The sequence below is a fragment of the Armatimonadota bacterium genome (assembly GCA_017303935.1).
In the GTDB taxonomy this organism is placed as follows: domain Bacteria; phylum Armatimonadota; class Fimbriimonadia; order Fimbriimonadales; family Fimbriimonadaceae; genus JAFLBD01.
The window spans coordinates 192,395-217,692 of record JAFLBD010000003.1 but is presented as its reverse complement, the minus strand read 5'-3'; the positions used below and the strand labels follow the sequence as shown (position 1 = coordinate 217,692).

The following is a 25,298-nucleotide window of genomic DNA, read 5'->3' as shown; positions in this document are numbered from 1 at the left end:
GCAATATAGTTAGAAGTATGGGAATCCTTCTCAATTCTGCTGGGGCGGGTGTGTTGCTCGCGTCCCTCCTTGCGGCTGGCATGTCTGCCTCCGACGCGATGAATGCGTTCAACAAGGAAGTTCAATCGCTGCAAGCTGCAAAGAACCTCACCGAAGCGACTTACTATGGTGCGGCCGATAAGTTTGCGGCTCAGATCGACTATTCGACGCTCTCGCTCGACGAAGCCATGTCCTTTGTGAACTCGCCGATGGCGGAGTCAAAGGCAGGATTTGAAGGTCTCGGCGCGCAGGTCAAGCGATTCGCGGTGACCAAGGATGCGGCTGGCTTTAGCTCGGCTACATTGAAGTTCCGATACAACATTCTGGAACCGCGCGAAGGCAAGGCTCCAAGCGCGAAGGATGCCAAGAACTCTCTGGGCGATGTGCTCAAGCATGGCTATGCTTCGACAGCAATCAAGGATATGACGGGCTATCCGTTCGTCGTCGGCATGTACTATGCGGCAGATCGAGGCGGAATCGTTGATGACAAGTCCATGATCAAGTTCGGCGAACTCATCAAGGATGGGGTTGCTCCACAGTCTGGCGCCATGCTTTCTGAAATCTGGATGAGCTGGCAGAAAGAAAACGCAGGCAATCCGAAGTTCGACGAAATCTGGAAGAGCTTCCATGATTCGATCGTCACCACTTTGGCAAGCGCTGAGAAGGGCGGCACTGATGCCCGGACTCTTTCTGTCCTTAAGCGATCCAAGCAGAAGATGGAATCTCCATCGGGCATGGGCAAGTTGCTGAACCACCCGGCTCCGAACATTGACTTCATGTGGTCGACTCTCCCAGGCGTTTCTTCGCTGAGCGACCTCAAGGGCAAGGTTGTTGTTCTCGACTTCTGGGCTACTTGGTGCGGTCCATGCATCGCATCCATGCCACACATTAGAGAGCTGCAAGAGCACTACAAGGGCAAGAATTTGGTGATCTTGGGTGTGACTAGCATTCAAGGCAGCTTCACCGAAAACGGAAAGCGAGAAGACACCAAGGGTAAGCCAGATACCGAAATCGGTATGTACCCTGCGTATATTCAGCGGCAAAATATCACCTGGAACGTTGCCGTTTCCAAGCAAGACGTGTTTAACCCAGACTACGGCGTGGACGGAATTCCGCACATGGCGATCGTAGACAGCAAGGGCGTTCTGCGATTCTCTGGTCTGCACCCATCTGGAGTCACTCTCGAGCAAAAGATCAAGATGATTGATCCGCTGCTTGCTGAGATTAAATAACTTCTAGTTCGGAAACATACAAAAACGGCGCGGTGCGAACAAGCACCGCGCCGTCATTTTGGATTTCGATTACTGTACAAGATTTCGGATCGAATCTAGATTGATCTCTTTGCCGCAGTCTTCGCAAATGAGCTTGATCGTCTTCTTGCTGAAGAAGTTCTGCTTTTGGCAACTTTCGCAGTTGACCTTGTACACCGGGAGCATCAGGCCGTTCTCAAACGGTACGAGCCGCAAGCAATGCATGCAAGTGAATTCTGAGGTCGGTTTGCCCGTGAGTGCATTGAGCTGTTGACAATAAGGGCATTGCACCCGCTCGACCGGAATACTCTTGCTCGCGACCATTTTGATGATTGCAAAAACGATAGCGATAGTGGCAAATCCTATCAAAAGCCAGCCCAAGATCATTAGCGAACTTTGGTATGCCACCATCGGCACTCCGATCAGGAGGCAGAGAACAGCTCCACCGCCAGCCATCGCCGCTTGTTGCATGTTGATTTCGATCAGGTCCGAAGCACGTTTAATATCGCTCATAGATTCCTCGAGTTCATAGGAATTAGGACGAAACTCAAAACCTATTCGGATTCGGAAGAAATTTTTGGCAGTGTGCCTTCGCTAGTATCTGGTGGTGGGAGCTCCGAAGGATCCGCCTCGACATCAAAAGCAGGCATTGGAGTGGCTGGTTGCGCGTTAGGATCTACAGCCGGGATGATTAGCACGCTTTGAGGGTCTTGTTCGAAAACGGTAAAGTTGCCCTGTTTACCGAGCTGCTTCAGGGCTGAGATCGCCGTGAGGCCAGAAGCCACGAAGTCCACGGGGCGATCTTGGAATCCTGGTCCGATTTCGATGTGCAAACCCGTCTGACGAGTGATTTCGGAAAAGAGCAAGAGCAGCGACTGATTGCTTCCACTCAGCGATACGACCTTGTCGTAGTAAGCGATCTGCCGAGGAGTATCGTTTGGCGTTTTGGGCACGACGTTCGCATACGGATCGTAACCTGGATTGTCGCGGATGTTTGGAGTTTCAGCGCTGACCGTCGGCACATTCGTCGTGACAACAGGAACGTTGGGTTGGTCTGGAGACCGGAACTGGAAATAACTAGCGACTGCGAGGAGCGGCACGGCGATGGCAACTCCCCAAACCCAGCGACCGCGATGGGAGTTTGTGGAGATATCGGGCACTCCTTCTTTCACTTGGAAAGCTGGAATTGGTGCGGACGCTTCTTTCACTGGTCGGTTACCTTTGAGTCCGCGAACCATGTTCACGCGCCGAATCACTTCTGCCCGATGGGCCGGGTAGCGCTTGATGAATGCCTCGATCGCGGCGTCATCGTTTTCTTCCGCCAAAAGCCACATCAACTCGTCAAATGAGCGGTCCATGGTTAACGGTTTGCCTCCTCGTACAGTTTTTTGAAACGCTCTCTCGCGCGGAAAAGCCTCGTTTTGGCGGCATTTGGGCTGCAATCCATGCTCTCGGCGATTTCCTGAAGGCTGAGATCATCCCAATAATAGAGCGTGATCATCGCGCGGTCATCGGGGGGGAGGGAATTCATCGCCTGCTCAACCGCCGGGTCCATGGCAGCTGCGGGTTCTGACTCGACGCGCTCGGCCGCCTCATCCAACTGCACGGTGAGTTTTTGGTACTTCATCGTGCGTTGGTGCTGGATGCTGCGGTTGACGGCGATTCGATAGAGCCAAGTGCTGAACCGGCTTCGGCGGTCGAACTTGTCGAGCTTTCGATAGACCAATGTGAAAATCTCTTGCGCGGCGTCGGATGCCTCATCGTGGCGCAACAGGACGCCGAGCGCAATGGAGAACACGCGATCATAGTAGCGCTGATACAGCACCGTGAACGCGTCTTCATCGCCTGCCACAAAGCGATCAATCAGACGCAAATCATCGTCAAACTCGCTACCGTGGACATTCTCGTAGACCGAGGACATCACACCTATCTTGACGCTATTTCACGCGAAATGGTAACGGTTTATGGCGTTTCGAACCGGTAATTGCTAATCTCGCTCGTTGGCGTTTGGGCATTTCGGACTTCGATCACGAGGATCAATGGTCGCAATATCTGGTGCTTGAGCGAGAAAATGACCTTGGCCTTTGGCACTGGCTGGTCGCCGATTTTGACCGCGTATCCTTCGGTAGTTGGAGAGATCGACACAACGGTTTGTTCGTTCGAGCGTTGTACTTCGAACTGGACTTTTCCGTCTGCGAGTTGAATTTTGTTGAGAGAGGCCAGCCCGCGCTTGCCGTTTAGGCTGACGCGCCAGTTTGCGGGGTCTTCGAGGTCTTGTCCGATGGATCGGAGAACGCGAATAAAGCTGTTCCAAAACATACGACCCTTGAGGTGGCTTTGCGGTCGTGCGTCAATCGGTCAAGGCAAAATGCGCATCGCAAACTGTTGGGGGAGGTAGCTGGACAGCAGCCAGAAATGGAGCCCGCCGAAGAGTGCCAATGGGATCAAGAATGCAAGCTCCTTTTTGGACTTGAACAAATACACCAGCCCCAGTCCGAACGCGAAGAAAATCGCGGGTGCAGCCGGCATTAAGTACCGTGCTTGGCCCTGGAAATAGGTCCTGTTGAACATCAAAAATTGAAGGACTACGATGGTGAAAAGTGTCCAAAGTACGGCTGGCGCGCCTTGCGCCGCTCGGTCGTCTGGGCTTGTCCGTGATTTCAGGATGTGGCCAAGCAGGAACACCACGATGACTGCTCCGAAGATGCGGTAGGTGTTTGAATCCAAGAAGATGTCCATGTAGCCATATGCTGCGATGAAGCTGCGATAGGTCCACCACGCCACGTAATCGGTCCAATAGGTTGGCGCGCCAAAAGCCTGGATGAACATTTCTGCCTTCGGACTTCCCGTGAAGGCTTCCGTGAATGCCTTGAGTGCGAGCGGATCACCATAAAGCGATTGATTGCGCATGAGCCAAGGAAGTGCGATCAAGATCGGAACAGCGATGAGGCCCGCAAGAGCCTTGATGTCTGGCTTGTTTTGATTCCGGATCGAGACGATGATCGCGGCGAGGGTCGTGGGAGCAAGTGCGACCGCGGAGGACTTTGTGAGCATTGCTAAGCCCGCGCACACTCCTGCCGCAACGGCGATCCTGAAAGTCCAGCCATTCACAACTCCGAGCAGCAAGAAAACTACGCTCCAAGCACTGAGGCAGATCACGAGTGGATCATTGGATACCGCCGCGTGGAGAACGAGGAAACCGGGCAGTAACCCCATCGCGGCGACAGCGAATCCAACGGATTCACTTGAAGTACAAATCTTGCCAATGCGAAATAGAGCGACGAGTGTAGCCAGTCCGATTAGAACGTTGATATAGCGCGTCTTTGCGCCATCTGGTGTGGTCGGATCGCCCAGGGTGGATGCGAGTATGTAATAGAGAGGCGGCTGATGTGCCTGGTACATCTCGCCGAGGTCGGCCGAGCCTGGCACGAGCACTGGGAACTTGCGCTCCTTCAAAAGATAGGCGATGTAGTTGGCGTGCTGACGTTCATCTGGTGCGCCTATGTCGGGAATCTGGGCATGGTTGCCTGCAGCATCTCGCTGGAATCTTAGAATTCCTGCTGTCCGGTAGGGAGTCACGTTTGCCGTCCAGATGCCGAAAAACGCGAAGACGAACAGGATTAGGCCCAATTGCCACTTCATCACGAGCAAGGGTATCCGAAAATCGTGTAATTCTTCACGCAATTCTTGCGTCTATCGTTATAATGGAGTTAGAACCAGCCCTCGCTGGGAAGAGTTTGTCATGAGAAAAATTGCCCTATTTATTTCAAGCGTCGCTGCTGTGATGGCTTGCGCCGCATTTATGGCTGCCCCTGGAGCTGCAGAGCTGGTCAATGGCCACTCCGCTGCCCTCGCCAAAGCAGATGGTCTGAGCACCAAGATCATTACCGTTTCTTCTGCGGCTGGTCGACTACAAACCATGGTCGATTTTGCTAAGCCAAATTTGCTTCGGATCGACTCTCCAACTCAATTGGTGATCTCTGATGGAACATCGGTTTACACCTTGTTGAAGTCGCAAAATGTTTACTACAAGAGCCCTGTGAATGCTGAATCGATGGCAAAGGTTCTTGGTTCGGATGCGATGATGCCGTTGCGCTCGTTCTTCAATGCGAATGCACTGAGCGGACTTTCTGGCTTGAAGGTTGGAACTCCGATCAACAAGAAGGGTGTGATGTTGACTCCTGTTACCGGCAACTACGGTAGCGGGATGAAGGCGACTATCGCTATCGCATCGACCGACGGTGTTGCACGACAAATCGAAATTGGCAAGGCAACTGGAACCGGCGAGACCATGATCGCAGACTTTACCGAGCTCGTGTTGGCTCGACCTGCGGCAAGCAAGTTCACCTTTACTCCTCCGGCGGGCGCGAAGGAAATCAGCGAAGCTGATTTGATGTCGACCAAGTGGTTCGAGAACTATGACGAAGCGATGGCAGAAGCTAAGCGAACCAATCGACCGATTCTGCTCGACTTCTACACTGACTGGTGCCACTACTGCCACATGTTGGACGAAGAGGTCTACACCACCGAGATCTTCAAGAACAAGGCTCGAAGCTTCGTTCTTCTCAAGATCAATCCAGAAAAGGATCCAGGCAAGACCTACGGCTTTGAAGTCGAAGGCTTCCCAACCATTCTGTTCTTGAACACCTCTGGTCAGAAGATTCACGAAGTGGTGGGCTACATGCCAGCTGATCGCTTTGTGGGCGAAATGGACAAAGCTCTCGGTAAGTAATCGAGACGAGTTGATCAACTTCGGCGAGCTATCTCATTTTGAGATGGCTCGCCGCTTCATTTTTGAGCGTGACAGGCCGAAGATTTAAGTTAGCCTTTAGGTAGAATGAACCCTAGTGGCGCCCGCCAGGACGGGGGGCCCGGAGCAGTGTTTTGGCGAGTTCACCCACTACAAAATCAAATGGCCAGACGGCCAATGACATTGGGGCTGGCGCGTTGCCCAGTACCAAACTGACCAAAGATGAGCATATTGAGATGCTCATGCAGCTTTATTTGGCCCGATATTTTGATGTCCGGCTGGTCAAAGAAAAGCGACGTGGTCGACTGACAGGCACCTTGTATTCCAGCCACAACCAGGAAGCGATTCTTGTTGGTTCGGTGTTTGGATTGCGTTCCACCGACTGGATCAGCCCGATCCACCGCGATATGCCTGCGTTCTTCTTGAAGGATTTCCGGTTTGGCAAGGATGATCCAAACCGCATGGGCATGAGCATCGAAGAAGTTTGCTCGCAGGTTTGGTGCCGCGTTGATTCTCCAGGGCGTGCGCGCGATAACTGGTCGCACATTGGATCAAAGGCTAAGCACATTATTCACAGCACGTCGATGCTGGCTGGCACGATTCCAGCGGCGGCAGGCGTTGTGTACGCCGACCGGCTCAACGGTGGCGATGCCGTCGTCTTGACTTATAACGGTGAAGGCTCGACCGCCCAAGGCGTGTTCCATGAAGCGATCAATTTTGCCGCTGTCCACAAGCTCCCGGTGATCACAATCATCGAAAACAACCAGTGGGCTTATGGAACTCCGACACACCTGGAATATTCGCTCCCTGATTTTGCTCGCCGCGCTGATGGGTACGGCATTCCTGGCTTGATCGCTGACGGTCAAGACGTTTTTGATGTTTACGACAAGGTGATGCAAGCCGTAGAGTACGCCCGAGCTGGCAACGGTCCGAGCATCATCGAATGTAAGACATTCCGAAGCTACGGTCACGGCGATCACGACGATGATCGAGCTGACAAGTACCGAAGCAAGGAAGAGATTGAAAAGGGCCGGAGCCGTGATCCGATCGCGATTGCTAAGGCCCGACTAGTCAGCCTGGGACACATGACCAAGGACGAAGCCAAGCAATACATGGCTGAAGGAAAGCATGCGACTGAAGCAAGCGATGATGACTTCCCACCGCAAGTGGTGGAGCGCATGAAGAAAGCCGTGGAGTTTGCGATCAAGAGCGGTGTGCCCGAAGCCGAAGAAGGCGCAAAGTGGGTCTTTGCTGAAAGGAAGGATAAGTAATCGATATGTCTGCAACTGCAAGTAAGGGTGTGAAAACCAATTACATCAACGCGATCAAAGACGCGCTTTTCGAGGAAATGGCGCGGAACTCTGACATGGTTTGCATGGGCGAGGATATCGGAATCCTCGGTTCGGCGTTTGGAACCACAGAAGGACTTCAAGCCAAGTTTGGCGCAGATCGCGTGATTGACATGCCGATCAGCGAAGCCTGCATCGTGGGTGCAGCTGTTGGAATGGCACTCAATGGTAAGACCGTGATGGTCGAAATGCAGTTTATTGACTTCATTTCGTGCGGCTTTGACCAGATCGTCAATATGATGGCGACCTACCATTACCGAACTGCTGGCGACGTGTCGATGCCGATTGTGGTGCGCGGCCCTGCTGGAGCGTATTCTGGCGGCGCGCTCTATCACAGTCAGATGAATGAGGCCTGGTTCCTGAATTCGCCTGGCATTAAGGTGGTTTGCCCATCCACGCCATACGACGCCAAAGGTTTGATGAAGGCCGCCCTGCGCGATCCAAACCCGGTGATCATTTACGAAATTAAGAACCTGTACCGATTGCCTAAGATCGAAGAAGAAATTCCAACCGAGGATTACGAAGTGCCACTGGGCAAAGCTGTGGTCCGAAAAGAAGGGAAGGATATTACGATCGCAACCTACGGACAGAATGTTTATCACTGCCTGGACGCCGCCGCTCTGCTCGAAAAGCAGGGAATGAGCGCGGAGGTGATCGACCTTCGAAGTTTGAATCCGCTTGACGAGGACACCTTGGTCGCCTCAGTTGCGAAGACCGGCAGGTTCCTCGCGGTGAACGAAGCCCCAAGAACCTGTGGATTTGCAGGCGAATTGGTAGCACGGATCAACGAGAAGGCGTTTGAATATTTGGACGCTCCAGCTTCGCGAATCACGCGAATGGACACGCCAGTGCCTTGGGCAAAGACGCTTGAAACTTTTGTGCTGCCAAGCATTAAAGAGATTGCAGACACGGCCGAACGGCTCATCAAGTATTAAGGCTTGTGGCTTCTGGCGGAGAATGCTCTGCCAGAAGCCCTGGAAATCAGAACGAAACCGCAGTTTGCGCAGTCATACACGGGCGGCGCATCGATTGGATAAGGTAGCATTGGACACCGCATAGGGAAGAGTTACATGGCCCTGAAGATTCTAGTTTGTGACGACGAAAGACATATTGTTCGCTTGATCCAAGTTAACTTGGAGAAGCAAGGCTATCAGGTTGTGACGGCATACGACGGCAAAGAAGGTCTCGAGAAGATCAAAGCCGAAAAGCCGAACCTGGTTGTATTGGACGTGATGATGCCGTACATGGACGGGTTTGAAGTGCTCAAGAACCTTCGACGCGAACCCGATTTCATGGATCTCCCGGTGATCATGTTGACCGCGAAGGCGCAAGACAAGGACGTGTTTGAAGGCTATCACTATGGCGCAGACATGTATCTCACCAAGCCGTTTAACCCGATTGAACTGGTGACCTTTGTGAAGCGAATTGCTGAAGGTGCCGGCGGAAACAACGGCGGACCAAAGCGCTACGAAGTGTAACTTTCACTCAACAGAAAATCAATTCCGGCAAATCCTATGGATTGCCGGAATTTTTTTGTGAATATTGATTCACCAAGCATTGTCGTTTGCGCGATATTGTGATAATATTCTTGTGAGAATACGAATTCTCAAATCGGATTCGACGAAGAATTGCCGAGAATATTCACCAATGAGGGTTACACAACAAGATATCGCGAGAATATCCGGGGTTAGCCAGGCAACCGTAAGCCGAGTGCTGGGGGGCGACGACCGTGTTGACGGTGAGATCCGAGATCGGGTTCTTGCCGTGATGAAGAGCCACAACTACCAGCCGGATGTGCGCGCCCGTAATCTTCGGCAACGCAAAACTCACCTCATTGGCCTCGTGCTCAAGCGGGAGCAGGGCACTCTTAAAGGCGATCCGTTCTTTGCGATGCTCGTATCTGAGATCGTGGACGCTCTCGCTGGGACACCTTGGCACCTCTGCGTCGATATCGCGAACGACTCCTCTCGCCAAAAACACGTTTACGATGATCTTCTTCGGACTCGGCGTGTCGACGGCCTGATGATGGTGGAAGTCGAACCGAGTGATAACCGAATTCTCGCTCTCAAGGCAGACAATTTCCCATTTGTGTTGATCGGCAATGCTTCGGAAGTACCTGAACTGAATGCGATCGACAATGACAACGTGTTCGCGGGCAAGATTGCCACTCAGCATTTGGTCGAAAACGGATACGAGAAGGTTGCGTTTTTGGGCGGTCCAGCCAATTTGACGGTCACTCAAGATCGCGTCGCAGGATATTCCGGCATTGTGGACCAGCCGATAATCCGGTATGCCGAGTTTGGATGGCAGGATGCTCGTCAAGTCGCACTGCAACTATTACGTGGGAACAATCGGCCGGATGCGATTGTTGCCATGGACGATACGATGGCGCTCGGCGTAGTGCAAGCCGCTCGAGAACTCGGCCTCGCTCTAGGCGACGATCTGGGCGTGGTTGGATTTAACGACAGCTCAGTTTGCGACCTTATCTTTGGTGGATTGACCAGCGTCAACCTTCAAATCGAATCGATGGTGAGATGGGCAATCCGCCGATTGATTCAAGTGATCGAAGATGAGCCTCTCACCGGCCCAACCCAAGACACCGTTGGTTGTCAATTGGTGGTGCGCGGCTCTACAAAGAGGAGACCCACAGTAGGAGCAAGATGAACGGAATCATGATTTGCGCGTTGTTAGGAGTGTTCGCTGGTTCAGACCAGGTCGCTCACCGGTTTGAATTCACAACCACGGAAGACCTGAAAGCAGTCAGCGTTGCCGGTGAGTTCAACAACTGGAACAAAGACGCAAATCCAATGACCAAGGCGGCCGGTACAAAGAACTGGTCCGCGACCGTTAACCTCTCCCCTGGAAGCTATCAGTACAAGTTCGTTTTGAATGGCGAACGATGGGTCACCGATCCAAAAGCGTTTCGAAACGTGGACGATGGTAATGGGAATACGAATTCTCTACTTCTGATCGTGCCAGAGGACTACACGAAGTATCCCGCCAAAATCGGGGACGGACTGATCACTCCTAGTGCGGTCACTCACATTCAAGAAGTTCCGAATCTCAATTTTGATCAAGGCAAGTTGACAGTCACACTTACGGCTCGCACGGGTGATGTCCAATCATTGCAAGTTGACCTCGGCGGCAAGCTGATTCCGATGCGAAAAATCGGGTCAAACGACCTGCGCGAAACCTACCGAGCGACGCTGCCTTGGGATCGCAAATCGAATCTCAACTATTTCTTTGTCCTGACGGACGGCTCGAAAACCTCCTACTTTGGCCCCAAAGGGCTCTCAAGCACAAACAAGACTCCATTTTCGCTCGATGCTATGAAGTTTAAGCCATTTGAAGTTCCGTCCTGGGTTGAAGGCACGGTGTTCTACCAAATCTTCCCAGACCGATTTGACAATGGCAGCAAGGAAAACGACCCCAAGAATCTGACCAAGTGGGTCGACAAGCCGACTTACGATAATCGCTATGGCGGAGATGTGGCCGGTGTAAACCGCCGGACGGAATATTTGAAGGCGATCGGCGTGAACGGCGTCTACTTTAATCCGGTGATGTTCGCTCCGAGCAACCACCGGTACGATCCGAGTGACTTTTACCGCGTCGATCCTGAGTTTGGCACCAATGCTGAATTCATCAAGATGACCCACGAACTGGACCGCCAGGGAATCCGGGTCGTCCTAGACCAGATCTTTGACCACGTGGGCGTGACCTTCCCGCCGTTTGCTGACGTGCTTCGATTCCAAGAAAAGAGCCGGTTCAAAGATTGGTTCTTTATCACGGGCTACCCGGTTGAGGTTAAGCCGAATCCAAATTATGTGGGTTGGTGGGGCACGGAATGGATGCCAAAGATCAACCTCGCCAACAAGGATGCCTACAACTACCTGATGGAGTCGGTGGACTTTTGGATGGCGCAGGCGAAACTGAGCGGATGGCGACTGGACGTTGCAAACGAGCCTCCGCAGTGGTTCTGGCAAGACTTTAGGAAGCGCGTTAAAGGGCACAACCCGAATGCTTGGATTGTCGGAGAAGTTTGGTACGACGCGAATCCTTGGCTAAAGGGCGACCAGTGGGACGCCAGCATGAACTACCCGTTCCGCGACGTTGTGATCCAATACGTTGCCAAAGGTTCAACCAAGCCCACACAGTTCGTCAACAACCTGATGCGAGTTTATGGACTGTACGCTCCGCAAGTCTCGCGAAACCAGCTCAATTTGATTTCTAGTCACGATACACCGCGGTTCCTACACGAAGCAGGGAACGATCGAAAGCTCCAAGCACTCGGCGCCGTGGTGCAATTCACTTGGCCAGGTGCTCCTAGCGTCTATTACGGCGAAGAGATTGGCATGGAAGGGGCGCAAGATCCTGACAATCGCCGAGCAATGCGGTGGGACATGGTCGGGCCGAAGAACGAGCTTCTTAGCCTCTATTCGAAGCTGATCGCTGTCCGAAAGGGAGCTTCCGTTCTTCACAACGGTGAACCGGTGATTTTTAATCAATTTGATAACGAGAACGTTGCGACCTATGGCCGGGTTTCTGGTCAAGATCTCGCCGTAGTGGTGATCAACCGCAGCTCCAAACAGTTTAAAGGAGCCGTGCAATTGGGAGCCGCAAACAAGAATCGGGTGCTCGTCGATGTCCTCACTGGCAAAACATTTACCGCAGATAGCCAGGGACGTTTGACCGTCACCCTCGAACCAGTTTCAGCCCTTGTGGGTCTGAATAATAGCAATACTCATCTCAGTCTCGTTCGAGACGCCGAAAAGGCCGCCTCCCGAGCACTTTCTCGTAAGGAGTCCATGCCATGACACGAAAAATGAAGAAACAGGGATTCACCCTGATCGAACTACTTGTCGTCATTGCGATCATCGCCATTCTGGCGGCGATCCTATTCCCAGTCTTTGCTCAAGCACGCGTGGCCGCCTTCAAGACCGTAACCACGAGTAACTTGAAGCAATTGATGACCAGTGTCACGATGTACGCTGGAGATAACGACGACTATTTGCCACCACGCCGCCGCGTCGGTTACGAAGCACCTACGAACGGTCCTGACCCAGGCCCAGCAATGTCTTGGGACGCGATCGTGCAGCCGTACACCAAGAACATCGACATCATGAAGGCCGGCATTGATCCTAACCCTTCGTACAAGACGCCGTTTGGAACAGGACGACGCAGCTTCTCGGTTGCCGAAAACGTTTTCGAAGGCATTCAAATCCGACCAGGTAACCCGTACGAGTCAATCAGCGGTACACCAAAGTCAACCTTGTCGCTGAGCTGGTTCCCACAACCATCCGAAACTGTCGCACTCGGCGAACGACGCATGTGCAACAGCTCGACCCAGGCTGATCCTTGGGCGGCTGGACAGTGGTTCTGGTGCTCAGACTTCTATAACACTCGAAAGCTCGGCATCAACTACAACGGTAACCGCACTCTGGGCCAGATCAGCTATAGCTACGGCGATCGCGCCGTGTTTGCCCGTGTGGACACCAGCGTTCGAACATATCCAATTGCCGGTCGACGCAGTGACGGAACCACCGTCGGTGCCGTATTCCCTGGATACCAAGAAAAGGCCGACTTCTGGGTAGGCGCAACAAGCGATCCATTCTGGGATAAAGGCATGAGCTGCACTGGTTCTGCACGAAACGTCGAAGACACTCGTGGAACACCAGTTGGCGGTCGATGCACCGTTCCTGGAGAACAGTAAGAATCTATGAAGAAAGAACTTGATCCTAAGATTGTCGCACTGATTATTGGTGCAGCCGTCTTGGTGCTCGGGGTTGGGGGGTACATGGCTTACAAGGGCCCTGGCGGAGTTCCACCAAGTGAAGATGTCAGCCAAGTAGCCGATGCCTACGCCAACGACCTCAAGAACCGATCTGGCGGCGGTGATCCGAATTCAGGAGGCGGCATGAGCGAAGAGCAAATGCGGCAACAGTCTCCTGGCGGCACTCGCTAACTTTCACACGACACAAAACAAATCTCCCCGGTGGAAATTCCAACCGGGGAGATTATTATTTACGCAGCTCGTTACTTGACGAGCAGTTTTGCGGCGTCCTGCGAGAACACAAAGAACATCAGCATCGCGACCAGCATGAAACCTACAGTGTTGATCTTCATCTGGGTATCGATGGATAGCCGCTTGCCCTTGCGGAACATCTCGATGAACGCCACGACCATCTGACCACCATCTAGCGGTGGGACCGGGAGTAAGTTCATGAACCCGAGGGACAGGGAAAGCACCGCTGCCAAATTCAGAATTCTGAAGAAACCTTCTTTCGCTGCCTGGTGAGTGGCTGATGCAATGGAAGCCGGGCCTGCGACATTGTCCTTCGCTTTCGCGGGTTGACTGAAGGTCTTAACAAAGCCGACGGCGCCCTCAACTGGGAGGGAAGCTGACATAGAAATCGCCTGTCCGAAGGACACCGGAACCATCACCGTCTTTGGTCCCATTCCGAGCTTGTATTGGATCGCAGTCTCTTCCGTGAGCTCGAGATCGGAATTGAATACTCGTGTTTCTTCAGTGTCCTTAGTTGGCTTCAGCTCGATCTTCTTCTCCATGCCATTTCGATCGATGATGAAGCTCAATGTCTTGCCGCCAGATTGCCTGGTCATCAAAATGATGTCGTAGAACGAGGTCATCGTTTTGCCGTTCACCGACACGACTTTGTCGCCGACTTGTATGCCTGCTGCTTTTGCGGCGCCTTTATCGTTAAGTTCACCAATGATCGGCTTGTTGACGGGCTTTTCGTCTCCGTAGATCGACAAGGACGTGGCATACAAAATCACGCCAAGAAGAATGCTGAATAGCGGCCCGGCAAAAAGTACAAGCCAACGGGCGAATGGCGATTTTGAATAGAAACCATTCTCAATTTGGGTTTCGCTACCGTCCTCTTTCGGATGCATGCCTTTGATGGCCGCAAATCCTCCTAGCGGGAGCAAGAGCAGGCTGAACTCGGTGCCATGCTTATCTTTGCGAGAAGCGATCGGCCTGAATTGAACATCCAGATCGCCGACCTTGCCATCTCCCATCGGAGCACTTTCCGGCTTACCGATGACTGGTGTGTAATAGACAAACAGGGTGCCGATGATTCCGCCGATAAACAGCATCTGAAGTAGGGAATTCGTGGAATTGAATATCGCGCCCTTTGTACCAAACAGTCCCACCGCGACCAGCGCTCCATAAGCAAACAAGAGGGGCTTAAGACTCGCCAGAAGTGACAAGTGGTACAGCCTTCCGATTCGAAGGCAAATCCAAATTGGGAAAACGGTTGCCAAGCTGAACAGGGCTACTTGACTGAGCGCTGCTGAATGAAGCGAAGTACCCAGAAGAGCCGCAAAGACGGCAAGTCCGTAGAGCGCTCCGACAATCCTTGAATCGAGAATCGGCTTGTCCAGGCTGGAACGCAAGTCTGTCTTACGAATCCCGCCAAACATCACCGCGAATGCATCCACCTTCATCCCGAGAGCTCGCGCTGCCCAAAAGTGTCCGAGCTCGTGAACGAAAACGAGCACCGCCAGCATCAGCATGAAAATCAGGCCCGATCCCACGTACCCTAAAAGTTGTTGTAATTCGTTCATAAGTTAAGCGCTCGCGATTTCCTCTACGCGGATTCGTGCCCATTGATCAGCTTCAAGAATTGCCTCAAAACTGATTGCAGAGGGACTATGTTCATTCATAACGTTTTGAACCGTGTCTGCGATTCCCAGGAAGCTGAGTTGGCCGTTCAAAAACTGCGCAACAGCGGCCTCGTTTGCTGCGTTGAAGACTGCGGGAAGTGTGCCACCTGCTGCATCGGCGTGTCTGGCGAGTTGAATAGCGGGGAAAACTTCTTCGTCCAGCTCTTCAAAAATCAAAGGTCCAGTCGCGACGGGGTTCCAAGGCTTGAGTTCATTCGGTATCCGTTCTGGGTAGGTCAGCGCATATTGGATAGGCAGGCGCATATCCGGCCAGCCGAGTTGACCGATCACGGACGTATCTGCAAATTCGATCATCGAATGAATGATGCTTTGGGGATGGACCAGGACATCAACCTGGCTCAAGTCGAGTCCAAACAACCACCGAGCTTCAATGGTTTCTAGTGCCTTGTTCATCATGCTGGCGCTGTCGATGGTGATCTTTGCGCCCATGCTCCAATTCGGATGATTGAGGGCTTGCTCTGGCTTGATCCCGCCCAACTGGTCGCGGGTGAATCCTCTGAAAGGGCCACCGCTAGCGGTGAGGATGATTTTGGACACTTGGCTGGGTGAATAGCCTTGAAGGCATTGAAAGATGGCGCTGTGCTCGCTGTCGATCGGTGTGAATCGGGTGTCGTGCTTCGCCACCAGCGGCATGACCCATTCTCCTGCCGCGACGAGTACTTCCTTGCTAGCGAGTGCGATGGACTTGTCCGCCTCGATCGCGGCCACGGTCGGGACGATCGCCGCAGCGCCTGCAATTGCTACCACGACCAAATCCACATCGCTTGCCGTGACCATATCGGAAAGCGCGTTCAGGCCCGATGGGATCGAACTGGAGGCACCCTCTTTGGCCAAAGCGAGGCGACTTACTCCGAATTCGGTCGCAAGTTTTTGAAGCGAGCTTTCGTTGGTGTTGGCCGCCATCGAGACCACTTGGAATCGATCGCCCATCTGCCGCACGATGTCTAGCGTTTGAGTTCCAATGCTGCCAGTGGCCCCCAAAATTGAGATTCGCTTCATCTCGTTCATTATGGCCGCTCGTCCCATATTGCCGATTGACAAAGTAGAAATATGTCTACTATATTCCGACGCAATATGAAGTATGCATTTCAAACAGAAAATCAGATTGCCGAGTCGCACATCGAAAGGCGCGCGAAGATCTTTGAGACCGGAGAGTATCCCGATAAGGGGCTTTCGATCGGTCCGGAAGATCTGGAGCGGCTGGTAGAGAACTTCTCGGAGCCGGTGCCATTGCTGATTGAGCACTCGCAAAATCCGCTTGAGCTGGGCCACCTGACTCAAGTCGAAGTGATCGGCAATGAACTCTTTGGGACTTTTCGCTTGGTTCCAGAAGCAAATGCGCTGATGGTCAAATCGGGTGCAAAGTCTGTCTCCATCGGACTATCGCAGGACTTGACCCGGATTCTCGAAGTCAGCCTCGTCAAATCTCCCCGAGTGCCAGATGCTCAGCTGTTTTCGGCGCACCGAGTGGCCACGACGATCAAGCAATTCTTGAGTGAGGGACGATTGTTGCCCTGCCAAGCCGATCTTGCAAAGTCGATTCTGGAACAAGGCTGCAACGCAGAATTTGGCGCCGGAGAATCAGACATTGCGCAGCTGTTCGAGCAGTTCTTGCAACGGATGCCACGGCTTCGCGTGTTCGGCGAAATCGCAAAGTCAAAGCTTGTTTCTGGCGAACAGTCCACCTTTCTTCCTGAAGAAGCAGCGTTTTATCAGCGCTATTTCCCCGACGTAACTCTCGATCAAATCGCGCAGAGGCGCAGTTAAACAATCATGTCTGCACTAACAAAACCATTTGAAACATTTGAACGCCCCGGATTGGTGGTGTCGTACCGAGTCAGCAACGTGAACATTTGGAAAGGAGCCCTGGTTGGCGTCAACGCTTCCGGGTTTCTCGTTCCGATGGCGCACGGTACTGCTGGGCTTAAGTTTGTAGGCGTTGCCAACGAGTCGGTGAGCAACTCCACGGGCACCGCTGGCAGTAAGTCCGTCAATGTCACCAAATCAGGCTCGATTGTGCTTGGCGTGGCCGGATTTACACCCGCTCAAGCCGACATCGGCAAAGAAGTCTATGCCAACACCGACAACGAAGTGCAAGTCGCGGTAACTGGATTGACCAACCAGTACAAGGTGGGCACGATTGTGAGCACTGAACTGACTTCGACTGGCACATCTGGCGTTCGCGTCCGAATCGACAACTATTCACTCTAAACCATGGCACTTACAAAATCAGATATTCCTGAACTTATGCTCGCCGGTCTGAAGACCGAGTTTGATCTTGCTTACCGTTCGCAGCTTGACAACAGCCTTGCTGCTGCGATCGCGACGACTGTGAACACCACCGTTCCGGTGCAAAACTACGCTTGGCTGAGCTTCCCGCCGCCGATGCGCGAGTTCATCGACGAACGCCGTCCTTCGGGTCTGAAATCGTATTCTCTATCCATCGAAGACAAGGTGTTTGAATCGACACTGGCGATCGACCGCCGGGCGATCGAAGACGACCAGTTGGACTTGATTCGGTTCCGAATCAAGGATCTGGCACAGCGCGTCGTGCAGCACCGGCACCAAATCTTGGTGGAGAAGCTGCTTTCCGGACGAACTGCTCCAGGGCCAGATGGTCAGGCGATGTTTGGCGAACACACGGTGGGCTCTCAAACTCAAGAAAACAGCCTGACAGACTCGCTCAACACAGAAACCTTGCGAACGGCGATCTCCACGATGATGGCGTTCCAGGACGAATCGGACACTCCGCTCGGCGTCATGCCAGATACCTTGTTGGTTGGTCCAGCAAACTACTGGACCGCGCTTGAGTTGGTCGAGAGTCAGATCGTCGTTGCGAAGTCAGCCGCGTCCGCTGGCACACCGTATAAGAACGTACTGCAAGGTCGCTTGAATGTGGTGGTGTCGCCGTTCATTTCTGGAAACAACTCGGACCTCTGGTTCTTGATGGATACCTCGCGGCCGGTACGGTCCTTGATCCTCCAGCAACGATCGGATGTTCCGGTTGAGTTCACCGCTCTCGACAGCAACAGCGGTTCTGAATCGGCGTTCATCCGCGATCGCTACTACTATGGCGTCCGTGGTCGCTACAACGTCGGCTTCGGCTTGTGGCAGTTCGCGTTCGCTGGCGGAAACGCCTAAGTCGTTCGTCTCTCCTCATTCTCGGGCCGCAGATTTTCTGCGGCCCGATTTTTCTTTAACTACCAAAATGAACCAATTTGAACTAGGACACGAACTCGCCATTGTCATCGGGGCCGTGCTCACGGGCACGTTCGCGATCGCCCGCTCTCTCTTGAGTCAACACAAGATCCTGATTGAGCGATTGATCCAACTCGCGGAGGACACCAATAACGCCGCTACCAGCGTCTCAGGCGCATTGGGTGAACTCACGACCACTGTACGCGAACACGCGAAACTTCTCCAGCGCACCGCCGATCACCTGAACGTCAAGTTCACCGAAAAGGGGAATTGAAATGGCGATTTCAGTTGGAATCGAAGCGATCAAGCGCAAGGTCGGATTAGAGGGAAGTAGCTGGGACAGCCACGTCACGCTGCTAATGAACGAGCAAATTTCGGTAATTGAGTATGCACTCGAGCCAGGTGCACTCTCCAGTTCAGCGGAATCGGGCCTCCAAGCCTCCCTCAACCTCGCGGCCCTGGAGATCATCGCCGGAAAGTTGTTCGCCGAGATTTCTCGCCGCCCCGAGTTTCAGCTCTCATTCAAGCTCGGCGATGTGGAGATGTACCCCCGAAAGTACGACAACGTGGACGATCCGACACTGCTGATCAAAAAGGGTTGGAGCCGATTGGCCCCATATCTCAAGCAAGGCCAGCCCAATGTGCGACCATCGACGATTAGCCAAGTGACCGGCAAGCAAGGTGAAGAAGCATGATCCTGATGGACGATCGCCTTGCGGCGATGATCGACAAAGTCGGCGAACCGTGCGTGATCGACACGGTCAATCAGAAAGGATTGTTCCATTCGATCTCGACCGGATTGGCGCGGATCTATGTCGGAGATGCTGCCGTAAACTCGGCGTTGCGCCCAATTCGGAAGGCGTACTTCAAGCCCGGAATCACGCTCACCGACTCAAGCGAGATCACCTATCGCAGCAAGGAATACAAGGTGCTCAAGATCGAAGAGGTTCGGCACATCAATGAACCTTTGGTGCTCATGGCGATCATCGCCGAAGTGCCGCCGCCCGAATCTCCAGGAACCTAACAAGGTCATAATAGGAGGTAATCATGGTGAAAATTGGTGTCCTCGGTGCCGGCGGAATGGGTAATGTACACACCCGTCATTACAAAGCGATGCCGGACGTCGAAGTGTCTATCTTTGACATCCGCGAGGACGCCAAGGCTGATTTTGCGGGTCGACACCAAGTCAAACCAGCCTCGAGCTTGCAAGAACTCATTGACTGGGCCGATGCCATCGATGTTTGCTTGCCGACCGACCTGCACAAGCCACACGCGCTCATGGCGATTGCCGCCGGGAAATCTGTACTCTGCGAAAAGCCTATGGGGATCGATGAACAAGAATGTATCGAGATGATGGAGGCAGCCAGCAAAGCCGGAGTGTTGTTGATGCCTGCACAGGTCGTTCGGTGTTTCCCGGAATTCAAACATGCGCATGATCTCGTTGTGGCAAGGAAGGTGGGAACGCCAATTGCGGCTCGAACGCGCCGAGGAGGCAAGGCACCAGTCGGTAGCGGAAGCTGGTTCACCGACACAAACCGTTCGGGCGGTGTACTACTCGATCTCGCCATTCACGACTTCGACTGGCTTCGATGGACGTTTGGCGAAGTCGCCTCGGTGAGTTCGCGCACCGTCAGAATCACTCGCCCGGAGATGCTGGCAGGACTTCCCGGCGATTACAGTCTGACGACTTTGGAATTCGATTCCGGCCTGATCGCGCACGTCGAAGGCACATGGCTCGATCCGAGCGGATTCCGCGCAACCTTCGAGGTTTGCGGAACTGACGGCATGATCGAATTCGACTCACGAAAGGTCGGAGTTTCGCGAGTGCATACGGAAGGCAAGTCCATAACAGAAAATCCGATGGATCAGGCACGAGACCCCTATTATGTTCAAGGGCGAGGCTTCGTCGAGGCGATCGTCAACAAGACCGCTCCGCCCGTCACCGCGCTTGATGGATTGATGGCTGTCTCGATCGCGCGGGCGGCCATGCAGAGCGCGGCCACGGGCAAACCGGTTTCGCCATCAAGGCATTTCTAAGAAGGATTTCGCGGCGTCAACATCCGCTTGAGTGAGACCATGCCCACCTGGAACCACGTGGAATTCTACGGCTGCTCCGGCCGCCCTTAGGATTTCCACTAGCCGCCGCGCGCCAGCAATTGGAGTGATGTCGTCTTCCTCACTGGCCAAGATCAGCGCCGAGATTCCAGACAAATCAGGCATCGAATCCGGCTCAAAAGGCACCATCGGTCGCAGCAAGACCACCTTACTGAACGAACCAGGGTAAAGCAAGGTGATGCCTCCAAGGATGCTCGCACCGTTCGAGTATCCAATCCCATGTATCGGCAGTCCGGCAAGACCGTGCTTTTCCAAGGGCTCCGGGAACCAGTTTGCAAGCTCTCCAGCTCTGAATTTCAGGTCCTCGACATCCAGAACACCCTCCCCAAATCTCCGAAAAAACCGGAGCGCAGTGCCGTTTTCAAGCACGTCGCCGCGAGGAGTGATGAGGTGTGAATCCGGTGCCACTCGGGTTGAGAATGGCACCATCTGATGCTCGTCGCCCCCGGTCCCGTGGAAGGCGAACACGACAGGATGACCTTCTTTTCCTTGGATAAAATTGTAGGCGTAACTCATACGGATACTTCCAATCCTGGGATCGAAACACTGGGAAGGACCTGCAAAATCTCAGCCCGGTGCGACTCCATCCACGGCGGTAAAACGAAAGACTGCCCCAGGGCTTCGATTGGTTCATCAACGTCCATCCCTGGGCCGTCGGTAGCGATCTCAAACAGCACTCCGCCAGGCTCCCGGAAATACATCGACTTAAAGTAGTTGCGATCAATGACTTCCGTTATTCGTAGTCCCAGGTCAAGAGCCGCTGAGCGCATCGCGCCAGAGTCAGCCTCGTCCTTGGATCGAAAGGCGATGTGGTGTACCGAACCTTGCCCGCCTCGTCCGAATCGCGTGTGATTCGTCGGCACCAGATCGACCATGCCATCACCGATCTGATAGCGTTGAATGCCGCTTTCCTCGCCGATCCTCTCCGCACCGAATAGCCCTTCCAAGACTCTAGGCGTATTCCGGTCAGTCATCCACTGGATATCGACTCTTACGACTCGCCCTAATCGATCATGCTGAATGCTCGGGTCAACGACTAGGGCTAATTCAAGTCCGTCTGGATCGTTGAAAACCACCTCGTCCGTTCCGAATCTCCGTGTCACTCGAGTGCCACCCAGCTTTCGAACCAAAACGTCCATTCCGGCTGCGCTAACTCCGAAGACGATTCGAGAAACTTCGCCCGCGCCAGGGATAGAAGGTCCAGCCCCAGGAATCGGGAAACTCGTCAACAACGTCCCAGGACGACCGATCTCATCACCAAAATAAAAGTGATACATAGTGGCATCGTCATGATTCACAGTCTGCTTCACGAGCTTCATCCCAAGCGTCCCGACATAGAAATCCAGGTTGGCTTGAGGGTCGCCAGCAATCGTCGTGATATGGTGAAATCCCTTTGAAAGTAGTTGCATAGTCAAATAAACGTCACTCAAGCTGTTTTGGTTCCGTTGTCAATGTTGCGACGATTCGCCACCCAAACAAGTCTTATCATGCAGGATGTTTCAGTTAATCGCAATGGCAGTGGCATTGAACGGACAAGTAACGCCGCTCAAAGCCGACGAAATCGCACCTTCTGGGTTTGAAGTCCAGGTCAAGGAGTTTGATTTTGCTCAAGGGAGGCGTCCAACTCAGTTTGTTGCCGACGAGTTCTTCACCAAAGAATCCGTGGTTTTCTATGTGATCCCAAGCTCGGACTGGACATCCTACTCGGCCCGGCTGGCCGAGATCGGCGGAAAGCTCACCACCGACAAGACCATCACCGCGCAGGAAAACGTACTCACGAGCGTGATCCAGCGCGTCACATCAAACGTCCGCGTGAATGAGTTTCGCGTGACGCAATCGAAAGGGAAGAACTGGTTCTACCTCTGCCAAAGCAAGTGCCAAATGGACGGCGACCGCGAGATCGGGCGTGCGACGCTTTGGCAGGCAACATTGCCAGTCAAACCTGGAGCAGTGGTCGTTGTCCGACCAATGACCACCGAGCTTTCGAACAAGCTGATGCTTGTTCGATACAACGAACATCGCACGGTGCCACAGGCAGTCCAAGACTAACTTCCTGAGTCTTGTTTGAACTCCGCCCAGAGCTCGGCGGCAGACTTTCCAGTCACTTTTACAAAGATCGGTGCTGGGTCATCCCCGCGCCTCAAAGCCGCATCCAGAGCCGGTACAAGAGCCATGTGGTGCTTGCGAGATGCCCACGCCAGCCAAACCGCAGTCGTCCGATAAGCGTCGGTGTAATTGGCCTTGCTGAAGTCGACCACAGTCCTCCCTTTGGTCGCGTGTAATTCCGGTTCATAGCGCCACCAACGTGTGTAGTCCGCGATCCCTTCAACCAACCAGCCAGTATCTGCCTTGTTAGCCGGGTACGCCTGAATCACATGCGTCAGTTCATGAATCACCATCCCCAAATCCTCGGGATGCGCGGTGATCCATTCGCCATTGATCGTGATCGTCCCGCCTGAGGCATAGGCGGGTGGGTCAATCTTTTTCTTGATCACCACAAGAATCGTCTTAGGGATCGCGTACCGAGTTGTGCTGATCGCGGCGTCAAATGGATCAACGCCATCCGTCGCCAACCAACTCGTGACCGAGTCATACCAATCCGAAATCAACTTCACTGCATCCTTGCCCCACGCCTCGCCTTGAGGAAAGTCTCTGCAATCGAGCACCACATTCGGGCATGGTTTTGGCTTCGCCAGAGGGTAAATGCTCTTGTTTGGGGCGGAGAGTACAGCCGCGCACATCAGCGATTTAATCATGCAGCTCAGTCTACACGTGCTACCAAAATTGCTGTAACATCCGATCTATGCTTGCTGCCTTTGTCCTCGCTTCGGTCCAAACGGTCCTTTTGCACGGAGGGACGATCTATGATGGGTCAGGTGCCAAACCGTATTTGGGCTCGGTTAGAATACGCGGCGAACAGATTTTGGCAGTCGGCAGGCTGAAGCCAGTATCAGGAGAACCCGTCATCGAGCTCAAAGGTCTTGCGATCGCTCCCGGATTCATCGACGCGCACTCTCACGCAGCCGGCAACATCAGCAAAGATCCCCTCGCAGTCTCACAGATCACCCAAGGAATCACGACCTCTGTGGTAGGACAAGATGGCGGCTGGAGCCAACCCGTCGCGGATGAATTCAAAGAACTAGAATCACTCAAGCCAGCGATCAACTTCGCTCTGTTCACCGGACACGGCGGGATTCGCGGCCAAGTCCTCGGCGATAACTACAAGCGGCTCGCCACGCCAGAAGAGATCGCCAAAATGCAACTCCTGGTCAAGGCAGATATGGAAGCGGGCGCTATCGGCCTCTCGAGTGGACTCGAATACGATCCCGGATACTACAGCAACACCGCAGAACTCATAGCCCTAGCCAAGATGACCCAGCCATATGATGGGCTCTACATCAGCCATGTACGCGATGAGGCTGACCGCACTTTTGAGTCCTTCGACGAACTCGTTCAAATCGGCAAATCCGCAGGAATTCGAACCCAGATTTCGCACATCAAGCTAGGTTCGGCAAAGGTTTGGGGCAAAGCTGGCGATGTCGATGCGATCCTGTCCAACTCGAAAGTCAGTGCAGATGTTTATCCATACCTATTCTGGCAATCCACGATTTCAGCACTCTCCCCAAGTCGCGACTGGGAAGATCGATCAATTTGGGTCAAAGGACTGGCCGATGTCGGCGGAGCACAAAATGTCCGGCTCACCAGCTACACCCACGAACCCAGTTGGGTTGGCAAAACGCTCACAGAGATCGCTAAGATTACAGGCAAAGATCCGATCAGTATCATTCAAGAAATCTTGCGAAAAACAGAAGGGCCAGATGGGTCCGGGCGTCAGAGCGTTGCCGTGACAGCAATGCAGGATCGTGACCTCAATCACTTCATCAAACATCCCAAGATCATGTTCTGCAGCGATGGAAGCATCGGAGGATCACACCCACGAGGCGCTGGCTCTTTCCCCAGAATCCTTGCAGTTTATGTTCGAGAGAAGAAGCTGATTACGCTCCAAGAAGCGATCCGCAAGATGACTTCACTGACCGCTGAAACGTTTCGCTTGCCAAAGCGCGGAAGGCTCAAGCCAGGTTACGTCGCTGACATCGTGGCGTTTGATCCAATGACCATTCGAGATAACGCGACTGCTTCCGAGCCAAAACTCCTCAGCACAGGCATGAAATACGTCTGGGTCTCAGGCGTCAAAACGCTCGCCCAAGGGAAGCCAACGCTGCTTCGCAACGGCAAGAGTGTCCGCAGACAGCCTTAGTTAGTGGTGAACTTCGCCCACTTATCGCAAACTTCAATCAAGTACGCAAGTTCGGTGACCGTTCGGAGGCTGGCAAGTCTCGTGACTTCATCGAACGACGCACGAGCACTGTGATAGGACGCGATCGCCGCTTCAGTGTCCCCCATCTTCTCCCCATCATTCGACTTCAGAGCTTTGCCAATGACTTCAAGCTTGGCAACGACATCATTCACATACAACCGCTTCTTAGCAACGCCTTTCTTCAATAGCAAAGCTTTGATGGCGTCGTAGCATTCGGCGTCACGGCCCGCAAAAAACAGAAGGTACATCGTTCCTCCGCCCATGAAGTTGTATTCGGATTCCACCAGCTTGTAGCCGTAATTCTGCAGATGTTTGGTGATCGCGTTGTAATAATCTTGATCCGCCGGGACCAACTTCGAAATTCGCACTGTGTTCTGAGCCTTCACAGCGTTGGCGTACTGGCTCACTTGGTCGCGATATTCGTACTCCGGCATTCCACCTGGCCTCTTGGATTCGCAAATGGCAATCCACTTTTCCAATCCCATCGCGTCCATTTGAGCGGTGGTATAGCCGTAGTTCGGAGTTTGGTTCTGGGCCAAAATTGCCGCGGAAAGTAGCACTGTTTGAATCATAAA

At 53.3% G+C, this 25,298-nt stretch carries 28 protein-coding genes and 1 pseudogene; 18 read left to right on the top strand and 11 right to left on the bottom strand.

Features of this window, described 5'->3' with window-relative positions:
• Positions 1-17 precede the first annotated feature (17 nt).
• Positions 18-1,271: a TlpA family protein disulfide reductase gene (locus tag J0L72_10150; GenBank protein MBN8691132.1), complete on the top strand. Its 1,254-nt coding sequence runs from the start codon at positions 18-20 to the stop codon at positions 1,269-1,271.
• Between the two features lie 69 nt (positions 1,272-1,340).
• Here J0L72_10150 and J0L72_10145 read toward each other — a convergent pair whose 3' ends face one another.
• Genes J0L72_10145 through J0L72_10125 form a run of 5 tightly spaced genes read right to left on the bottom strand, consistent with a single transcriptional unit; the run spans position 1,341 to position 4,931 of the window.
• Complete coding sequence (locus J0L72_10145) at positions 1,341-1,802, bottom strand: hypothetical protein (GenBank protein ID MBN8691131.1); 462 nt, start codon at positions 1,800-1,802, stop codon at positions 1,341-1,343.
• Between the two features lie 41 nt (positions 1,803-1,843).
• Positions 1,844-2,647, bottom strand: coding sequence for a hypothetical protein (locus tag J0L72_10140; GenBank protein ID MBN8691130.1), 804 nt, complete (start codon positions 2,645-2,647; stop codon positions 1,844-1,846).
• Between the two features lie 2 nt (positions 2,648-2,649).
• On the bottom strand, positions 2,650-3,210 hold the full coding sequence (locus J0L72_10135; protein ID MBN8691129.1) for an RNA polymerase sigma factor: 561 nt from the start codon (positions 3,208-3,210) through the stop codon (positions 2,650-2,652).
• Between the two features lie 41 nt (positions 3,211-3,251).
• The gene (locus tag J0L72_10130) at positions 3,252-3,608 is read right to left on the bottom strand and encodes a hypothetical protein (GenBank protein MBN8691128.1); all 357 of its coding nucleotides are present in this window, start codon (positions 3,606-3,608) and stop codon (positions 3,252-3,254) included.
• A 39-nt stretch (positions 3,609-3,647) separates the two neighbouring features.
• Positions 3,648-4,931 carry a glycosyltransferase family 39 protein gene (locus tag J0L72_10125; GenBank protein MBN8691127.1) on the bottom strand — a complete coding sequence of 428 codons (1,284 nt, stop codon included), beginning with the start codon at positions 4,929-4,931 and terminating at the stop codon, positions 3,648-3,650.
• Positions 4,932-5,031: 100 nt separating this feature from the next.
• On the opposite strand from J0L72_10125, the gene J0L72_10120 reads away from it, so the two are divergent.
• The 8 genes and pseudogenes from J0L72_10120 (at position 5,032) to J0L72_10085 (ending at position 13,350) form a co-directional block, all read left to right on the top strand.
• On the top strand, positions 5,032-6,021 hold the full coding sequence (locus J0L72_10120) for a thioredoxin family protein (protein MBN8691126.1): 990 nt from the start codon (positions 5,032-5,034) through the stop codon (positions 6,019-6,021).
• Positions 6,022-6,281: 260 nt separating this feature from the next.
• Complete coding sequence (locus J0L72_10115) at positions 6,282-7,310, top strand: thiamine pyrophosphate-dependent dehydrogenase E1 component subunit alpha (GenBank protein MBN8691125.1); 1,029 nt, start codon at positions 6,282-6,284, stop codon at positions 7,308-7,310.
• Positions 7,311-7,315: 5 nt separating this feature from the next.
• Complete coding sequence (locus J0L72_10110; GenBank protein ID MBN8691124.1) at positions 7,316-8,323, top strand: alpha-ketoacid dehydrogenase subunit beta; 1,008 nt, start codon at positions 7,316-7,318, stop codon at positions 8,321-8,323.
• A 135-nt stretch (positions 8,324-8,458) separates the two neighbouring features.
• Positions 8,459-8,866 carry a response regulator gene (locus J0L72_10105; protein ID MBN8691123.1) on the top strand — a complete coding sequence of 136 codons (408 nt, stop codon included), beginning with the start codon at positions 8,459-8,461 and terminating at the stop codon, positions 8,864-8,866.
• A gap of 169 nt (positions 8,867-9,035) precedes the next feature.
• Positions 9,036-10,052, top strand: coding sequence for a LacI family DNA-binding transcriptional regulator (locus J0L72_10100; GenBank protein ID MBN8691122.1), 1,017 nt, complete (start codon positions 9,036-9,038; stop codon positions 10,050-10,052).
• Entirely contained in the window at positions 10,049-12,202 is a 2,154-nt protein-coding gene (locus tag J0L72_10095) for an alpha amylase N-terminal ig-like domain-containing protein (protein ID MBN8691121.1), read from the top strand. The genes J0L72_10100 and J0L72_10095 overlap by 4 nt, the downstream gene beginning before the upstream one ends.
• Positions 12,203-12,210: 8 nt before the next feature.
• Positions 12,211-12,366: pseudogene (locus J0L72_10090) on the top strand (prepilin-type N-terminal cleavage/methylation domain-containing protein).
• A 738-nt stretch (positions 12,367-13,104) separates the two neighbouring features.
• Positions 13,105-13,350, top strand: a complete 246-nt coding sequence (locus J0L72_10085) for a hypothetical protein (GenBank protein ID MBN8691120.1) — start codon at positions 13,105-13,107, stop codon at positions 13,348-13,350.
• Between the two features lie 71 nt (positions 13,351-13,421).
• On the opposite strand, the gene J0L72_10080 is transcribed toward J0L72_10085, so the two are convergent.
• The gene (locus J0L72_10080; GenBank protein ID MBN8691119.1) at positions 13,422-14,972 is read right to left on the bottom strand and encodes a site-2 protease family protein; all 1,551 of its coding nucleotides are present in this window, start codon (positions 14,970-14,972) and stop codon (positions 13,422-13,424) included.
• A gap of 3 nt (positions 14,973-14,975) precedes the next feature.
• Positions 14,976-16,091 carry a 1-deoxy-D-xylulose-5-phosphate reductoisomerase gene (locus J0L72_10075; GenBank protein ID MBN8691118.1) on the bottom strand — a complete coding sequence of 372 codons (1,116 nt, stop codon included), beginning with the start codon at positions 16,089-16,091 and terminating at the stop codon, positions 14,976-14,978.
• A 75-nt stretch (positions 16,092-16,166) separates the two neighbouring features.
• Between J0L72_10075 and J0L72_10070 the strand changes: the two genes are divergently transcribed.
• The 7 genes from J0L72_10070 to J0L72_10040 all read left to right on the top strand — a co-directional run bounded on the left by J0L72_10070 (position 16,167) and on the right by J0L72_10040 (position 20,327).
• A complete protein-coding gene (locus tag J0L72_10070) occupies positions 16,167-16,859 on the top strand; it encodes a hypothetical protein (protein ID MBN8691117.1) in 693 nt (230 codons plus the stop codon).
• Between the two features lie 6 nt (positions 16,860-16,865).
• A complete protein-coding gene (locus J0L72_10065) occupies positions 16,866-17,303 on the top strand; it encodes a hypothetical protein (protein ID MBN8691116.1) in 438 nt (145 codons plus the stop codon).
• A gap of 3 nt (positions 17,304-17,306) precedes the next feature.
• Positions 17,307-18,233, top strand: a complete 927-nt coding sequence (locus J0L72_10060; protein ID MBN8691115.1) for a Mu-like prophage major head subunit gpT family protein — start codon at positions 17,307-17,309, stop codon at positions 18,231-18,233.
• 67 nt (positions 18,234-18,300) lie between these two features.
• Positions 18,301-18,564, top strand: a complete 264-nt coding sequence (locus tag J0L72_10055) for a hypothetical protein (GenBank protein ID MBN8691114.1) — start codon at positions 18,301-18,303, stop codon at positions 18,562-18,564.
• Between the two features lies 1 nt (position 18,565).
• Entirely contained in the window at positions 18,566-18,985 is a 420-nt protein-coding gene (locus J0L72_10050; GenBank protein ID MBN8691113.1) for a hypothetical protein, read from the top strand.
• 5 nt (positions 18,986-18,990) lie between these two features.
• A complete protein-coding gene (locus J0L72_10045; protein ID MBN8691112.1) occupies positions 18,991-19,314 on the top strand; it encodes a hypothetical protein in 324 nt (107 codons plus the stop codon).
• 23 nt (positions 19,315-19,337) lie between these two features.
• The gene (locus J0L72_10040) at positions 19,338-20,327 is read left to right on the top strand and encodes a Gfo/Idh/MocA family oxidoreductase (GenBank protein MBN8691111.1); all 990 of its coding nucleotides are present in this window, start codon (positions 19,338-19,340) and stop codon (positions 20,325-20,327) included.
• Here J0L72_10040 and J0L72_10035 read toward each other — a convergent pair.
• Together J0L72_10035 and J0L72_10030 are read right to left on the bottom strand one after the other, a co-directional pair.
• The gene (locus J0L72_10035) at positions 20,313-20,921 is read right to left on the bottom strand and encodes an alpha/beta hydrolase (GenBank protein MBN8691110.1); all 609 of its coding nucleotides are present in this window, start codon (positions 20,919-20,921) and stop codon (positions 20,313-20,315) included. The two genes, J0L72_10040 and J0L72_10035, sit on opposite strands and share 15 nt — an antisense overlap.
• Complete coding sequence (locus J0L72_10030) at positions 20,918-21,814, bottom strand: VOC family protein (GenBank protein MBN8691109.1); 897 nt, start codon at positions 21,812-21,814, stop codon at positions 20,918-20,920. The genes J0L72_10035 and J0L72_10030 overlap by 4 nt, the downstream gene beginning before the upstream one ends.
• An 85-nt stretch (positions 21,815-21,899) precedes the next feature.
• Between J0L72_10030 and J0L72_10025 the strand changes: the two genes are divergently transcribed.
• Complete coding sequence (locus J0L72_10025) at positions 21,900-22,454, top strand: hypothetical protein (protein ID MBN8691108.1); 555 nt, start codon at positions 21,900-21,902, stop codon at positions 22,452-22,454.
• Here J0L72_10025 and J0L72_10020 read toward each other — a convergent pair.
• Entirely contained in the window at positions 22,451-23,161 is a 711-nt protein-coding gene (locus J0L72_10020; protein MBN8691107.1) for a hypothetical protein, read from the bottom strand. The genes J0L72_10025 and J0L72_10020 overlap by 4 nt on opposite strands.
• Positions 23,162-23,208: 47 nt before the next feature.
• Here J0L72_10020 and J0L72_10015 point away from each other — a divergent pair, with 47 nt between their 5' ends.
• Complete coding sequence (locus J0L72_10015; GenBank protein MBN8691106.1) at positions 23,209-24,663, top strand: amidohydrolase family protein; 1,455 nt, start codon at positions 23,209-23,211, stop codon at positions 24,661-24,663.
• Here J0L72_10015 and J0L72_10010 read toward each other — a convergent pair.
• Positions 24,660-25,295 (bottom strand): hypothetical protein, encoded by a 636-nt coding sequence (locus tag J0L72_10010; protein ID MBN8691105.1) that lies wholly within the window; start codon positions 25,293-25,295, stop codon positions 24,660-24,662. The two genes, J0L72_10015 and J0L72_10010, sit on opposite strands and share 4 nt — an antisense overlap.
• Positions 25,296-25,298 lie beyond the last annotated feature (3 nt).

What these genes read in the sequence shown, in the direction of transcription:
- J0L72_10150 (MBN8691132.1), top strand. Translation starts at nt 18, where the DNA reads ATGGGAATCCTTCTCAATTCTGCTGGGGCGGGTGTGTTGCTCGCGTCC.
- J0L72_10145 (MBN8691131.1), bottom strand. Translation starts at nt 1,802, where the DNA reads ATGAGCGATATTAAACGTGCTTCGGACCTGATCGAAATCAACATGCAA.
- J0L72_10140 (MBN8691130.1), bottom strand. Translation starts at nt 2,647, where the DNA reads ATGGACCGCTCATTTGACGAGTTGATGTGGCTTTTGGCGGAAGAAAAC.
- J0L72_10135 (MBN8691129.1), bottom strand. Translation starts at nt 3,210, where the DNA reads ATGTCCTCGGTCTACGAGAATGTCCACGGTAGCGAGTTTGACGATGAT.
- J0L72_10130 (MBN8691128.1), bottom strand. Translation starts at nt 3,608, where the DNA reads ATGTTTTGGAACAGCTTTATTCGCGTTCTCCGATCCATCGGACAAGAC.
- J0L72_10125 (MBN8691127.1), bottom strand. Translation starts at nt 4,931, where the DNA reads ATGAAGTGGCAATTGGGCCTAATCCTGTTCGTCTTCGCGTTTTTCGGC.
- J0L72_10120 (MBN8691126.1), top strand. Translation starts at nt 5,032, where the DNA reads ATGAGAAAAATTGCCCTATTTATTTCAAGCGTCGCTGCTGTGATGGCT.
- J0L72_10115 (MBN8691125.1), top strand. Translation starts at nt 6,282, where the DNA reads ATGCAGCTTTATTTGGCCCGATATTTTGATGTCCGGCTGGTCAAAGAA.
- J0L72_10110 (MBN8691124.1), top strand. Translation starts at nt 7,316, where the DNA reads ATGTCTGCAACTGCAAGTAAGGGTGTGAAAACCAATTACATCAACGCG.
- J0L72_10105 (MBN8691123.1), top strand. Translation starts at nt 8,459, where the DNA reads ATGGCCCTGAAGATTCTAGTTTGTGACGACGAAAGACATATTGTTCGC.
- J0L72_10100 (MBN8691122.1), top strand. Translation starts at nt 9,036, where the DNA reads ATGAGGGTTACACAACAAGATATCGCGAGAATATCCGGGGTTAGCCAG.
- J0L72_10095 (MBN8691121.1), top strand. Translation starts at nt 10,049, where the DNA reads ATGAACGGAATCATGATTTGCGCGTTGTTAGGAGTGTTCGCTGGTTCA.
- J0L72_10085 (MBN8691120.1), top strand. Translation starts at nt 13,105, where the DNA reads ATGAAGAAAGAACTTGATCCTAAGATTGTCGCACTGATTATTGGTGCA.
- J0L72_10080 (MBN8691119.1), bottom strand. Translation starts at nt 14,972, where the DNA reads ATGAACGAATTACAACAACTTTTAGGGTACGTGGGATCGGGCCTGATT.
- J0L72_10075 (MBN8691118.1), bottom strand. Translation starts at nt 16,091, where the DNA reads ATGAAGCGAATCTCAATTTTGGGGGCCACTGGCAGCATTGGAACTCAA.
- J0L72_10070 (MBN8691117.1), top strand. Translation starts at nt 16,167, where the DNA reads ATGAAGTATGCATTTCAAACAGAAAATCAGATTGCCGAGTCGCACATC.
- J0L72_10065 (MBN8691116.1), top strand. Translation starts at nt 16,866, where the DNA reads ATGTCTGCACTAACAAAACCATTTGAAACATTTGAACGCCCCGGATTG.
- J0L72_10060 (MBN8691115.1), top strand. Translation starts at nt 17,307, where the DNA reads ATGGCACTTACAAAATCAGATATTCCTGAACTTATGCTCGCCGGTCTG.
- J0L72_10055 (MBN8691114.1), top strand. Translation starts at nt 18,301, where the DNA reads ATGAACCAATTTGAACTAGGACACGAACTCGCCATTGTCATCGGGGCC.
- J0L72_10050 (MBN8691113.1), top strand. Translation starts at nt 18,566, where the DNA reads ATGGCGATTTCAGTTGGAATCGAAGCGATCAAGCGCAAGGTCGGATTA.
- J0L72_10045 (MBN8691112.1), top strand. Translation starts at nt 18,991, where the DNA reads ATGGACGATCGCCTTGCGGCGATGATCGACAAAGTCGGCGAACCGTGC.
- J0L72_10040 (MBN8691111.1), top strand. Translation starts at nt 19,338, where the DNA reads ATGGTGAAAATTGGTGTCCTCGGTGCCGGCGGAATGGGTAATGTACAC.
- J0L72_10035 (MBN8691110.1), bottom strand. Translation starts at nt 20,921, where the DNA reads ATGAGTTACGCCTACAATTTTATCCAAGGAAAAGAAGGTCATCCTGTC.
- J0L72_10030 (MBN8691109.1), bottom strand. Translation starts at nt 21,814, where the DNA reads ATGCAACTACTTTCAAAGGGATTTCACCATATCACGACGATTGCTGGC.
- J0L72_10025 (MBN8691108.1), top strand. Translation starts at nt 21,900, where the DNA reads ATGTTTCAGTTAATCGCAATGGCAGTGGCATTGAACGGACAAGTAACG.
- J0L72_10020 (MBN8691107.1), bottom strand. Translation starts at nt 23,161, where the DNA reads ATGATTAAATCGCTGATGTGCGCGGCTGTACTCTCCGCCCCAAACAAG.
- J0L72_10015 (MBN8691106.1), top strand. Translation starts at nt 23,209, where the DNA reads ATGCTTGCTGCCTTTGTCCTCGCTTCGGTCCAAACGGTCCTTTTGCAC.
- J0L72_10010 (MBN8691105.1), bottom strand. Translation starts at nt 25,295, where the DNA reads ATGATTCAAACAGTGCTACTTTCCGCGGCAATTTTGGCCCAGAACCAA.